This window comes from Bradyrhizobium sp. UFLA05-108 (assembly GCF_059803455.1).
In genome coordinates this window covers 1-12,910 of sequence record NZ_JBANAZ010000022.1, presented here as the reverse complement: position 1 = coordinate 12,910, position 12,910 = coordinate 1, and the positions used below count along the sequence as shown (strand labels likewise).

Here is a 12,910-nt window from a genome sequence, read left to right as displayed (position 1 = left end):
AAACATGCGGAAATAAGGCGTTGCGCCGCGCTCCATGACACTTGATCGCCATTTGATCCTCGTCAATCGGCCTCTGGTACCATCAAACAATCAATTTCGCCCGGTCAGGGGCAAACACTCGCCTAGCATGCGCCAAGGCCAGAACATTGACGGTAATCAAATCCCCTTGCCCGGACCCCATATTTCATGCCGTTTTTTCCTCCGTATCTTTACGGAGGCCTATCGAAATTCGGAAATCAGCCGGGATGGGTCATCTTTTCGGGCTGGACCAGCCGCTCGAACTCGTCCGCCGACACCAAGCCGAGCCGGAGCGCCTCTTCCTTGAGCGTGGTGCCGTTGGCATGCGCCGTTTTCGCCACCTTGGCCGCGTTGTCGTAGCCGATCTTCGGCGCCAGCGCCGTCACCAGCATCAAGGAGCGCTCCATCAGCTCGCGGATCCGCTTCTCGTCGGCGCGGATGCCCGATACGCAATGCTCGGTAAAGGAGCGCGCGGCATCGGCCATCAGCCGGATCGAATGCAGCATGTTGTAGGCGAGCACGGGCTTGAAGACGTTGAGCTCGAAATGCCCCTGGCTGCCGGCGACCGTGATCGCGGTGTGATTGCCGAACACCTGGCAGCACACCATGGTCATCGCCTCGCACTGGGTCGGGTTGACCTTGCCGGGCATGATCGAGGATCCCGGCTCGTTCTCGGGAAGGATCAGTTCGCCCAGCCCCGAGCGCGGGCCTGATCCCAGCAGGCGGATGTCATTGGCGATCTTGAACAGCCCCGTCGCTACTGAATTGATGGCGCCATGCACGAGCACATAGGCGTCGTTCGACGCCAGCGCCTCGAACTTGTTGGCGGCGCTGGTGAAGGGGAGTTTCGTGATGCCGGCGACCTGCTTGGCGAACAGCCTTGCAAAGCGCGGCTTTGAGTTGAGACCGGTGCCGACCGCGGTACCGCCTTGCGCCAGCGGATAGAGATCCTTTACCGCGACCTTCAATCGCGCGATGCCGCTTTCGACCTGTGCGGCATAGCCGGAAAACTCCTGGCCGAGCGTCAGCGGCGTCGCATCCTGGGTGTGCGTGCGGCCGATCTTGACGATCCCAGCGAACGCCTTCTCCTTCTTGTGCAGCGCGACGAGCAGCTCGGAGAGTGCAGGAATGAGATCGGCCGTGATCCGGCCGGCGGCCGCGATGTGCATCGCGGTCGGAAAAGAGTCGTTCGACGACTGGCTCATGTTGACGTGGTCGTTGGGATGCACCGGCTTCTTGGCGCCGAGCTCGCCGCCCAAGAGCTCGTTGGCGCGGTTGGCGATCACCTCGTTGAGGTTCATGTTGCTCTGGGTGCCCGAGCCGGTCTGCCACACCACCAGCGGAAAGTGGTCGTCGAGCTTGCCCTCGACCACCTCGCGCGCGGCGCGGATGATCGCGTTCGCCCGGCGCTGGTCGAGAAGGCCGAGTTCGCGATTGGTCTGGGCTGCGGCCAGCTTGACGATGCCGAGCGCATGCACGAGCGAGATCGGCATGCGGTCTTCCCCGATGCGGAAATTCTGCCGGGAGCGTTCAGTCTGCGCGCCCCAGTAACGGTCGGCAGGGACCTCGATCGGACCAAAACTGTCGGTCTCGATTCGGGTGGCAGAGCGGCGCGAGGGCCGGGTCGTCTTGTCCATGAGCGCATCCATTCTGCCGCGCGGAATGCGCGCGGCTTCTCGAGCTCATCTATATAGGTGGTTTGGCTGCGCTTGGGCGCTCGTGCCCAGCGAACTCGATCATTTCTTGCGGAAGCGATCCAGTCGGACGACCTCGGCGCCGCCTTGGTTGGGCGCGGTGGGTTCGTCCTCGGCTTCCGCCTTCTCGGCAGCCGGCGCGGGGACCGCGACAGCCGAGGGGGCAGGCGCCGCGGGGAGTGCCGCGGGCGGCACTTCCGCGACATCGGAGGTGTCGAACTGGAGGCCGAATTTCACCGACGGATCGAGGAAGCTCTTGATCGCACTGAACGGCACCACCAGCCGCTCCGGGATGCCGCCAAAGGACAGGCCGACCTCGAAACGGTCCTCGAGCACGGTCAGATCCCAGAACTGGTGCTGCAGGATGATGGTCATCTCGTCGGGGTATTGCGCGAGCAGCCGCGGCGACAGCTTTGCGCCCTCCGCCTTCGATACGAAGGTGATGAAGAAGTGATGCTCGCCCGGCAATCCGTGCGCTGCGGCATCGCTCAGCACCTTCCGCAGCACGCCGCGCAATGCGTCGCGTGCCAGCACGTCGTATCGGATATGATCGGTCGCCATTATGGATCCTGACTATCGGTCCTGTCGTATTTCCCGAGCCGGTGCCGCGCCGACTCGCCAGGCCGCAATGGTACCGCGCCCGACCGGCCAGAAGGAGTCCCCGCCCACGAGAAAAAAGGCGGGAGAAAAATGGAAGTGGAGGCTTCTGTTGCCAGGTGCCTCCGAACCCCGCCTAGCGGAGCTTAACCCGCTAGGACTTTAAAGTGGTCTTTCAAACTGCGTTACGCAGCCTGAGCAACCGGAGCAAAGTTGTCGTTGGCAACTATTGCAGTAGCCCGATAACGGCGGAACAATACCGGGAAAAAGCACGCCCTTTACGCCCTCGTCGATCCTATTTCGCCCCCGCCAAAGCCCGCTCTCGGGTAGCCCGCTGGTGGGCTTTGGTGGAGGCGCCGGGTACCGCCCCCGGGTCCGAATGGTTTATTGCGACGACCGTTTATTTCCATAGCCGGCAAGCCGGCACCCCCAATATAGGCGGCAAAGATCGGGAAAGACAGGGGTTTGGCGAGAGTTCCTTTGGATAGGTGCTGGCCGCCCGGATGGCCAGCCTTGGCGCGGGGATAGCGGCCCCCTTAAGCTGCCACGATGTCCTCGGATTCCGCACCGGCCGTTCAAGAGCCGGATATCCCCGTCAAGACCGACCCACCGGGCCTCTTCGCCCTGTTCATGGCCTTTGCCCGGATGTCGCTGGCCGGGTTCGGCGGCGTCCTGGTGTTCGCGCGGCGGGCGATCGTGGACGACCACCGCTGGATGACGGCGGACGAGTTCAACGAGACCTTCGCCCTCTGCCACTTCCTCCCCGGTCCGAACATCGTCAACCTGTCGATGGTGTTCGGCTCGCGCCTGCGCGGGCTTGCCGGCGGCGTCGCCGCCTTCGCCGGGCTGTTGGTGCCGCCGACGCTGATCATGACGGCTCTCGCCGTACTCTACGCCCATTTCGGCGAGCTCGAGGTTTTGCGCCGCACTCTTGCCGGGGTATCTTGCGCGGCCGTCGGGCTGCTGATCGCGGTGGTCTTTCGTATGATGACACCGCTGTTGAAGCGCGCCGATGCCATCGCCCTCGTCCTGATGGCCGCCGTGTTCGTCGCGATCGGCGTGCTGCGGCTGCCGCTGCAAGCCGTGTTGCTGGTCGCGATCCCTGCCAGCATCGCCATCACGGTTGTCCTGCGACGGAAGGTAGCAGCATGAACAGCGAGAATCCGATCTGGGCGCTGATCTCGACTTTCGGCCTGATGTCGCTGTTCGCGGTCGGCGGTGCGGCCGCGGCGGTGCCCGAGATGCACCGCATCGCCGTGGACGTGCATCACTGGATGACCGACAAGCAGTTCGCGGATGCCTTTGCGATCTCGCAGCTCTCGCCCGGACCGAACGTCCTGATTGTCACGCTGATCGGCTATGCGGTCGCCGGCATTCCCGGCGCGCTCGCGGCAACGCTCGCGATGTGCCTTCCGACCGCCCTGCTTGCCTACTATGTGAGCCGCCTCCTCAACCGTCCCAGCCAATCGCGCTGGCCCGCCATGATCCAGGCTGCGCTGGTTCCGCTGTCGATCGGCCTGATGGCGGCAAGCGCTCTGATCCTGGCCCAATCCACCACGCACACCGTGATTGCCGCGCTGCTGATGGCGGGCGTTGCGGTGCTCGCCTCGGTGTCGCGCGTCAATCCGCTCTGGCTGTTGCTTGCCGGGGGCGTCTTGGGTTTTGCTGGCGTTGTCTAATGAAAATCGCTAGGCAATGATGCTGGTGGGGATCCAATTCCATCCAATAGAACAACAGGGCTCGTGACTTACGGGGTCGCGGAGGAGACATGCATGGCCGACATAATGGGCCACTCGGCGACAACGACGCGAAACACATCGGTCGCCATCGGCATCGTCCTGCTGGCGCTCGCGCCGCAGATATTCGAATTCATCTGGTCGATTGGCACGATCTTCGGATGGGGGAGCGGGCGCGGCCCGGCGACCGTCCTGATCAGCCATGCGACCGCGCTTTTGGCTGGGGCGCCCGGCGCGGTCCTCGGGACGTTCGGCGCTGATGCCAAGAAGGCGCTGTCCTCGGACGTTCTGCTGGCGCTGATCTACTCCTATCCGCTGTTTGCGGTCGCAATCCTCACGCTCTTCATGACCATCCGCGCGCCGCAGGATTATATCGGCGGCATCGTGCTGATGGCGGTCGCGCTGTTCGCGTTGTGGGCGTCGAGTGACTTGCAGGGCATGCGCGGCTTCTCCTTCGGAGCCGGCACGGCGCCGCGCATGTTCGGCGGGCTCTTGGTCGTGCTGTCTGCGGCCATCGCGCTGACGGGACTGCTGACCGAGGGAGCGGGGCTCTCCCATTATTCGTGGCGCGGGCCGTTGTTCGTGATGGCGGCGATTGTCTTCTTCGCTCTGGCGATCCGCCCGCTCGGCCTCGTAGTCACGGCGTTCCTAAGCTTTTTGATCGCGGCGACCGGCTCGCACGAGACACGCTGGATCGAAGCCGCCATCGTCGGCGCCTGCCTGACGCTCGGCTGTGCGCTGCTATTCCCCTACGTCCTGGGATTGCCGATGCCGATGTTCCCGCGATTCCTGGTCCAGTGAGGGCGTGATGGTCGATCTCTTTGCCAACCTCGCTCACGGTTTTGCCGTCGCGTTTTCGCCGATCAACCTCCTGATGTGCCTGATTGGTGCGCTCGTCGGTACGCTGGTGGGCGTGCTGCCGGGCATCGGCACCATCGCAACCGTCGCGATGCTGTTGCCGATCACGTTCGGATTGCCACCGGTCGGCGCGCTGATCATGCTCGCCGGCATCTATTATGGTGCGCAATATGGCGGCTCGACCACCTCGATCCTTGTCAACATTCCCGGTGAAGCGACTTCGGTCGTCACGGCGATCGACGGCCATCAGATGGCCAGGCAGGGTCGCGCCGGTCCGGCGCTGGCGATTGCGGCGATCGGCTCGTTCTTCGCCGGCTGCGTTGCGACGGTCCTGATCGCCGTTCTCGGCGCGCCCCTGACCAAGCTCGCGCTGGCCTTCGGTCCGGCCGAATACTTCTCGCTGATGGTGCTCGGCCTGATCTTCGCGGTGGTGCTAGCCAAGGGTTCGGTGCTGAAAGCGATCGCGATGATCGTGTTCGGACTGCTGCTCTCGATGGTCGGCTCCGACATCGAGACCGGCGCCTCGCGCATGGCCTTCAACATTCCGGAGCTTGCGGACGGTCTCGGCTTCGCGACGGTGGCGATGGGCGTGTTCGGCTTTGCCGAGATCATCCGCAACCTCGATGCCGGCGCTGAGATGAACCGCGATCTCGTGCAGCAGAAGATCACGGGGTTGATGCCGACAAGGAAAGACCTGGTCGACTCGGCGCCCGCGATCGTGCGCGGCACCGTTCTTGGATCGATCCTCGGCATCCTCCCCGGCGGCGGCGCGGTCATCGCCTCCTTTGCCGCCTATACGCTGGAGAAGAAGATCGCGAAGAATCCGTCGCGGTTCGGCCGCGGCGCGATCGAAGGCGTCGCTTCGCCGGAGAGCGCCAACAACGCAGCGGCGCAGACCTCCTTCATCCCGCTGCTGACGCTCGGCATCCCGCCGAACGCGGTGATGGCGCTGATGGTCGGCGCCATGACCATTCACGGCATCGTGCCGGGCCCGCAGGTGATGCAGAAGCAGCCGGACCTCGTCTGGGGCATGATCGCCTCGATGTGGATCGGCAACCTCATGCTGATCATCATCAACCTGCCGCTGGTCGGCATCTGGGTGCGCCTGTTGCGCGTGCCCTATCGGCTGATGTTCCCCTCGATCGTGATCTTCTGCGCGATCGGCATCTACTCGGTGAACAACGCACCGGTCGACGTCATTCTCGCGGGCGTGTTCGGCCTCGTCGGCTACTGGCTGATCAAGCACGATTTCGAACCGGCACCGCTGCTGCTCGGGATGGTGCTCGGACCGCTGATGGAAGAGAATCTGCGTCGCGCGCTGCTGATCTCGCGCGGCGACTGGAGCGTGTTCGTGACGCGTCCGCTCTCCGCCGTGCTGCTCGCGATCGCAGCCGCCCTCCTGGTGCTCACGGTTCTGCCGGTGTTGCGCGCCAAGCGCGACGAGGTCTTTACGGAATCGGAGAACTGAGGCCGGCGTTACCAACTTGCCAGTATTATCAACAGGGTAGGGCAGGGGCGGGGTGCAAGTTCCGCCCCTTGTCGTTTGCCGGCGGAACGCTCACTTTTCCGGGTATAATCTGTGCGAGGCAGCGAATCGCTGCTGTCGCAGCACGGGGCCGGCCGCTAAGTTCGCCGGCCTCCCAGAAGGCCCATAGCGCACGCACATGCACCAGTATCAGGACCTGCTCGAGCGGATTCTTTCAGACGGCGCCGAGAAGCGCGATCGGACCGGCACCGGCACGCTGTCGGTGTTCGGCCATCAGATGCGCTTCAACCTTGCGGCCGGCTTTCCGATGCTGACCACCAAGCGGTTGCCGCTGAAGGCGATCGTGCATGAGCTGTTGTGGTTCCTGAAGGGCGACACCAACATCAAATATCTGCGCGACAACGGCGTCACCATCTGGGACGAATGGGCCGATGCCAACGGCGATCTAGGGCCGGTCTACGGCCATCAATGGCGCTCCTGGCCCACGGCCGACGGGCGCAGCATCGACCAGATCGCCAATGTCATCGACATGATCAGGAAGAACCCGGACTCGCGCCGGCTGATCGTCACCGCCTGGAACCCAGCCGACGTTGAGAAGATGTCGCTGCCGCCCTGCCACCTGCTGTTCCAGTTCTATGTCGCGAACGGCAAATTGTCGTGCCAGCTCTATCAGCGCTCGGCCGACGTCTTCCTCGGCGTACCCTTCAACATTGCTTCCTACGCGCTGCTCACGATGATGGTCGCGCAGGTCACGGGCCTGAAGCCCGGCGACTTCGTGCACTCGCTCGGCGACACGCATCTCTATTCCAATCATCTGGAGCAGGCGCGGCTGCAATTGACGCGGACGCCGCGTCCGCTGCCGGTGATGCGGATCAATCCGGACGTGAAGGACATCTTCTCCTTCCGCTTTGAGGATTTCGAACTCGTCGGCTACGATCCGCATCCGCACATCAAGGCGGAAGTCGCCGTTTAGCGCATGATCCGGAAAAGTGTGCCGCGGTTTTCCGAACAGATCATGCGCGAAAAAGAAAGCGCGATGATGATTCAACCCGAAACCGTTGCGCTTTAGCCAATGTCGCTCAACATCCGCCGCGCGCGACCCGGCGAGGCCGGGCTCGTTCTCTCCTTCATCCGCGAGCTTGCCGAGTACGAGAAGCTCACGCATGAGGTCGAAGCGACCGAGGCCATGATTGCGGAAGCGCTGTTCGGTGCGAACCCGCGACTTTTCTGCGCGATCACCGAATGGAGCGGCGAAGCGGTCGGCTTCGCGGTATGGTTCGTGAATTTCTCCACCTTCAGCGGCCGGCACGGAATCTATCTCGAGGACCTCTATGTGCGGCCGTCGCATCGCGGCAAGGGCATCGGCAAGGCGCTGCTTAATTATCTCGGGAAGGAATGCGTCGAGAATGGTTGGTCGCGCCTACAATGGACGGTGCTGGACTGGAACGCGCCGTCGATCGCATTCTACAAGTCGCTCGGCGCCGTCATGATGGATGACTGGACGCTGTGCCGCGTCACCGGTGATGCCTTGACGCGGCTTGCAGGGAAGGCTCCCTGATGGAGATCATCTTCGTCGTTGCCATCGCCGAGAACGGCGTCATCGGCGCCGGCAACGCGATTCCGTGGCGGCTGAAATCCGACATGCAGCGTTTCAAGGCGCTGACCATCGGCAAGCCCGTGGTGATGGGCCGCAAGACCTTCGAGTCGCTGCCCCGGCCGCTGCCGGGTCGCACCAACATCGTCATCACCCGCGATGCGAGCTTCCGTGCGGCTGGCGCCGTCGTGACCACATCCGCGGCGGATGCCCATGCAATCGCGCGCGGCGACGCCCAGCGGCGCTCTGTCTCCGAGATTGCCGTGATCGGCGGCGCCGAGATCTACCGGCAATGGCTCGACCGCGCCGACCGCCTCGAAGTCACGGAAGTGCATGCGCAGCCGGAGGGCGACACTGTTTTCGAGATCAACAAGGCAGACTGGGAGGAGGTCGCGCGCGTCCGGCATTCGGCGGCAGGCGACGACAGCGCCGATTTCTCGTATGTGACATATCGTCGGCGGCCGCAACATTAACCGCTTTTACCAATGTTTACATTGACATTTCCCCAGCGCGGCATAGCTCGGAGGCGGTCAGGCGTGCGTTGTAAGGGGGCAAAGCGTCCCCTATAAAGCCGAACCGGACAAAGCGGGTGGGGGCAATTCCAGACCCTGCCGAGGAGACTGTCGAATGCCGTGGAAGAATCAGGGCGGTGGCCCGTGGGGCTCGGGCTCGAAAGGGCCATGGGGCACAGGTCCGCAACCGGTCGGGCCGAGGCCGCCGGATCTGGAAGACCTTCTGCGACGCGGCCAGGACCGGCTCCAGCAGCTTTTGCCTGGCGGTTATTTCAGCGGCATCGGCATCACCGTCATCGTGCTGTTCATCGTCGCGATCTGGCTCGCCTCGGGCTTCTTCCGCGTGCAGTCGGAAGAGCTCGGCGTCGTCCTGCGCTTCGGCAAGCACGTGCGCACCGTGCAGCCGGGCCTGAACTACCATCTGCCGTATCCAATCGAGACGGTGCTGCTGCCGAAAGCGCTGCGTGTCTCGACCATTTCTATCGGCATGACGCTGATCGACGATCCCTCCCGCCGCGGCCGTACCATCCGCGACGTGCCGGAAGAGAGCCTGATGCTGACCGGCGACGAGAACATCGTCGACGTCGACTTCACCGTGCTGTGGCGTATCAAGCCCGACGGCGTCGGCGACTTCCTGTTCAACATCCAGAATCCCGAGGGCACCGTGAAGGCGGTCGCCGAAAGCGCGATGCGCGAGGTGATCGGCCGCTCGCAGATCCAGCCGATCCTGACCGGCGCCCGCAACACCACCGAGCAGGGCGTGCAGGAATTGATGCAGAGGACACTCGACGGCTACGGCTCCGGCATCCTGATCACCCAGGTGCAGATGCAGAAGGTCGACCCGCCGGCGCAGGTCATCGACGCCTTCCGCGACGTGCAGGCGGCGCGCGCCGACCTCGAGCGGTTGCAGAACGAGGCCCAGACCTATGCCAACCGTGTCGTGCCGGAAGCGCGCGGTCGCGCCGCGCAGATCCTCCAGGCCGCCGAGGGCTATAGGGAACAAGTGATCGCCGAGGCCAAGGGCCAGAGCGCGCGCTTTTTGAAAGTGTACGAAGAATATAAGAAGGCGCCGGACGTGACGCGTGAACGGATCTATCTGGAGACGATGGAGCGCGTGCTCGGCGGCTCGGAAAAGCTCGTCTATGACGGTGCCGCGACCGGCCAAGGCGGCGTGGTGCCCTTTCTTCCGCTCAATGAGCTGACGCCGAAGCGGCCGCCGGCCACCTCTGGCCAGCAGGGCGGAGGTACCCGATGAGGTCTCCGGTCACTGGCATCGTCTCGCTGATCGTCCTCTTGCTCATCCTGATCGTGGCCTACAGCTCCGTCTTTACGGTGCAGCAGACCGAGCAGGCGCTCGTGGTCCGTCTCGGCGAACCCGTCAAGGTCGTCACCGAGCCCGGGCTGAACTTCAAGGCGCCGTTCGTCGACAGCGTGATCAGCATCGACAAGCGCATCCTCGATCTGGAAAACCCGTCGCAGGAAGTGATCGCCTCCGACCAGAAGCGGCTCGTGGTCGACGCCTTCGCGCGCTACCGCATCAAGAATGCGCTGCGCTTCTATCAGAGCGTCGGCTCGATCCAGGCGGCCAACCTCCAACTCACGACGCTGCTCAACGCGGCGCTGCGCCGCGTGCTCGGCGAGGTCACCTTCATCACGGTAGTGCGCGACGAGCGCGAGAAGCTGATGGGCCGCATCCGCGAGCAGCTCGACCGCGAAGCCGACGGCTACGGTATCTCGGTCGTCGACGTCCGCATTCGGCGCGCCGATCTGCCCGAGCAGAACAGCCAGGCCGTCTACGATCGGATGAAGACCGAGCGCCAGCGCGAAGCGGCCGAGTTCCGCGCACAGGGCGGCCAGAAGGCACAGGAAATCCGCTCCAAGGCCGACCGCGAGGCGACCGTGATCATCGCTGAAGCCAACTCGCAGGCCGAGCAGACCCGCGGCGCAGGCGATGCGGAACGCACCCGGTTGTTCGCGGACGCCTACGGCAAGGACCAGGACTTCTTCGCCTTCTTCCGTTCGATGTCGGCCTATGAGACCGGCCTGCGCTCGAGCGACACCCGCTATCTGCTGCGGCCGAACTCGGATTTCTTCCGGTACTTCGGTAGCCCAAGCGGCAAGGCGGGTGCCGAAGCGCAGGCGGCGCCGAAACAGTAAGACGAAACAGGGGCGGCGCCGGTGCCGCCCCTACGCGGAACAAGAACGGCACAAGGGGAGGTTCCAGTCCGATGAGGTCAATAGCGTTTGCCGACTTCCTCATCGGCTTGGGCATTCTGTTTGTGCTGGAAGGCTTGATGTTCGCGGCAAGTCCCGCGTGGATGCGCAAGGCGATGAAGAGCGCGCTTGCAACTCCCGATCATATCCTGCGTGCCGTGGGCATCGGCTCGGCCGTGGCCGGCCTGATCCTGATCTGGTGGATCCGGCACCACTGAGCCCGGCACTTCCGACGCGAACGCTAAAGTGAAGCAAAGTCGCCGGTTTTTCGCCGTATTATCCGGGTCTTGAGGCCCGTTAACCTCCGTGCTTGCGCCGCCACCCCGTTCGAGCGCAGTCTGGACAACGAATCCTTAATTCTCTTTCGGAGATCACAATGACCGCTGCCATCATTGCCACGACCCGTCTGCGCCATTGCATGCGACTCGGGCTGGCTGCGATCGCCATCAGCGCGTTCAGCGCGTTCGGCTCGCCGGCTTACGCGCGCGGACCGGAGGGCATCGCCGACGTCGCCGAGAAGGTGATCGACGCGGTCGTCAACATCTCGACCTCGCAGACTGTCGAAGCCAAGGGCGGCGGCACCAACACCATGCCGCAACTGCCGCCCGGCTCGCCCTTCGAGGAATTCTTCGACGACTTCTTCAAGAACCGTCGTGGTCCCGGCGGCGGCAGCAAGGGTGGCGACAGGGGTGACAACGGTCCGCCTCGCAAGACCAACTCGCTCGGCTCCGGTTTCATCATCGACACCTCCGGCATCGTCGTCACCAACAATCACGTGATCGCGGATGCCGACGAGATCAACGTCATTCTCAACGACGGCACCAAGATCAAGGCCGAGCTCGTCGGCGTCGACAAGAAGACCGACCTCGCTGTCTTGAAGTTCAAGCCGCCAAAGCAGTTGGTCTCAGTGAAGTTCGGCGACTCCGACAAGCTGCGTCTCGGCGACTGGGTGGTCGCGATCGGCAACCCCTTCAGCCTAGGGGGCACGGTGACGGCCGGCATCGTCTCGGCCAAGAACCGCGACATCTCGTCGGGCCCGTATGACAGCTACATCCAGACCGACGCCGCCATCAACCGCGGCAATTCCGGCGGCCCGTTGTTCAACCTCGAAGGCGAGGTCATCGGCGTCAACACGCTGATCATCTCGCCCTCCGGCGGCTCGATCGGCATCGGGTTCGCCGTGCCGTCGAAGACGGTGGCTGGCGTCGTCGACCAGCTTCGCCAGTTCGGCGAACTGCGCCGCGGATGGCTCGGCGTGCGCATCCAGTCGGTCACCGACGAGATCGCCGAAAGCCTCAACATCAAGCCGCCGCGTGGTGCGCTGGTTGCCGGCGTCGACGAGAAGGGCCCGGCAAAGCCCGCCGGCATCGAGCCCGGCGACGTCGTCGTCAAGTTCGACGGCAAGGACATCAAGGACCCGAAGGATCTCTCCCGCGTCGTCGCCGACACCGCGGTCGACAAGGAGGTCGACGTCGTCGTTATCCGCAAGGGCCAGGAGGAGACCAAGCGCGTCAAGCTCGGCCGCTTGCAGGATCCGGAAAAGGTCCAGGCCGCAGTGAAGACCGACGAGCCGGCGCCGGAGAAGCCGGTGACGCAGAAGGCGCTCGGCCTTGATCTGGCGACGCTGAACAAGGACCTGCGCGCCCGCTACAAGATCAAGGACAGCGTCAAGGGCGTGGTCGTCACCAATGTCGATGCCAGTTCCGACGCGGCCGAGAAGCGGCTCTCCGCCGGCGACGTCATCGTCGAGGTGGCGCAGGAGGCCGTCTCCAGCGGCGCCGACGTCCAGAAGCGCATCGACCAGCTCAAGAAGGACGGCAAGAAGTCAGTGCTGCTGCTCGTCTCCAACGGTGACGGCGAGCTGCGCTTCGTGGCGCTGAGCGTGCAGTAAGGCACGCTCTCGGCCCCACACTCACAGTCCCGTAGGGTGGGCAAAGCGAAGCGTGCCCACCGCCACCGTCTTTCCACCATCGCAACGGAAGGGGTGGGCACGGCGCAAGCGCGCCTTTGCCCACCCTACGGCTGCTGAGCGTGCAGTAAGGCACTCTTTCAGCCGACACTCACTGTCATGCTCTGCGAAGGCGGGGCAGCCAATACGCCTCGGCCTCTCCGTGGCCAGGCGCAGTCTCTGGAATACTTGTATGGGCTTGGTCAAGGATGAGTCGTTGTTAGATCATTTCAGATCATCTCCTTGTTCGAAG

13 protein-coding genes and 1 other RNA gene are annotated in these 12,910 nt (G+C 63.9%); 11 read left to right on the top strand and 3 right to left on the bottom strand.

Features of this window, described 5'->3' with window-relative positions:
• Positions 1–236: 236 nt before the first annotated feature.
• The 3 genes from fumC to ssrA form a co-directional block, all read right to left on the bottom strand.
• A complete protein-coding gene (gene fumC / locus SO140_RS17760; protein WP_449379235.1) occupies positions 237–1,667 on the bottom strand; it encodes a class II fumarate hydratase in 1,431 nt (476 codons plus the stop codon).
• Between the two features lie 87 nt (positions 1,668–1,754).
• Positions 1,755–2,273, bottom strand: coding sequence for an SspB family protein (locus SO140_RS17755; RefSeq protein WP_449379234.1), 519 nt, complete (start codon positions 2,271–2,273; stop codon positions 1,755–1,757).
• A 134-nt stretch (positions 2,274–2,407) separates the two neighbouring features.
• Positions 2,408–2,773, bottom strand: a transfer-messenger RNA (tmRNA) gene (gene ssrA / locus SO140_RS17750).
• 85 nt (positions 2,774–2,858) lie between these two features.
• Here ssrA and SO140_RS17745 point away from each other — a divergent pair.
• The 11 genes from SO140_RS17745 (at position 2,859) to SO140_RS17695 (ending at position 12,600) form a co-directional block, all read left to right on the top strand.
• Positions 2,859–3,461, top strand: coding sequence for a chromate transporter (locus SO140_RS17745; protein WP_449379233.1), 603 nt, complete (start codon positions 2,859–2,861; stop codon positions 3,459–3,461).
• Positions 3,458–3,988: a chromate transporter gene (locus tag SO140_RS17740; RefSeq protein ID WP_284266397.1), complete on the top strand. Its 531-nt coding sequence runs from the start codon at positions 3,458–3,460 to the stop codon at positions 3,986–3,988. The genes SO140_RS17745 and SO140_RS17740 overlap by 4 nt, the downstream gene beginning before the upstream one ends.
• 93 nt (positions 3,989–4,081) lie before the next feature.
• Positions 4,082–4,846, top strand: a complete 765-nt coding sequence (locus SO140_RS17735; RefSeq protein WP_449379232.1) for a tripartite tricarboxylate transporter TctB family protein — start codon at positions 4,082–4,084, stop codon at positions 4,844–4,846.
• A gap of 7 nt (positions 4,847–4,853) precedes the next feature.
• A complete protein-coding gene (locus SO140_RS17730; protein ID WP_449379231.1) occupies positions 4,854–6,371 on the top strand; it encodes a tripartite tricarboxylate transporter permease in 1,518 nt (505 codons plus the stop codon).
• Positions 6,372–6,567: 196 nt separating this feature from the next.
• Entirely contained in the window at positions 6,568–7,362 is a 795-nt protein-coding gene (locus SO140_RS17725) for a thymidylate synthase (RefSeq protein ID WP_449379230.1), read from the top strand.
• 99 nt (positions 7,363–7,461) lie between these two features.
• Positions 7,462–7,947, top strand: coding sequence for a GNAT family N-acetyltransferase (locus SO140_RS17720; protein WP_449379229.1), 486 nt, complete (start codon positions 7,462–7,464; stop codon positions 7,945–7,947).
• Positions 7,947–8,456 carry a dihydrofolate reductase gene (locus SO140_RS17715; protein ID WP_449379228.1) on the top strand — a complete coding sequence of 170 codons (510 nt, stop codon included), beginning with the start codon at positions 7,947–7,949 and terminating at the stop codon, positions 8,454–8,456. Before SO140_RS17720 ends, SO140_RS17715 begins: the two co-directional genes overlap by 1 nt.
• 154 nt (positions 8,457–8,610) lie before the next feature.
• Positions 8,611–9,750, top strand: coding sequence for an FtsH protease activity modulator HflK (gene hflK / locus SO140_RS17710; protein WP_449379227.1), 1,140 nt, complete (start codon positions 8,611–8,613; stop codon positions 9,748–9,750).
• Complete coding sequence (gene hflC / locus SO140_RS17705) at positions 9,747–10,652, top strand: protease modulator HflC (protein ID WP_449379226.1); 906 nt, start codon at positions 9,747–9,749, stop codon at positions 10,650–10,652. Before hflK ends, hflC begins: the two co-directional genes overlap by 4 nt.
• Before the next feature lie 71 nt (positions 10,653–10,723).
• On the top strand, positions 10,724–10,927 hold the full coding sequence (locus tag SO140_RS17700; protein ID WP_449379225.1) for a DUF2065 domain-containing protein: 204 nt from the start codon (positions 10,724–10,726) through the stop codon (positions 10,925–10,927).
• 158 nt (positions 10,928–11,085) lie between these two features.
• Positions 11,086–12,600 (top strand): Do family serine endopeptidase, encoded by a 1,515-nt coding sequence (locus tag SO140_RS17695; RefSeq protein ID WP_449379224.1) that lies wholly within the window; start codon positions 11,086–11,088, stop codon positions 12,598–12,600.
• Positions 12,601–12,910 lie beyond the last annotated feature (310 nt).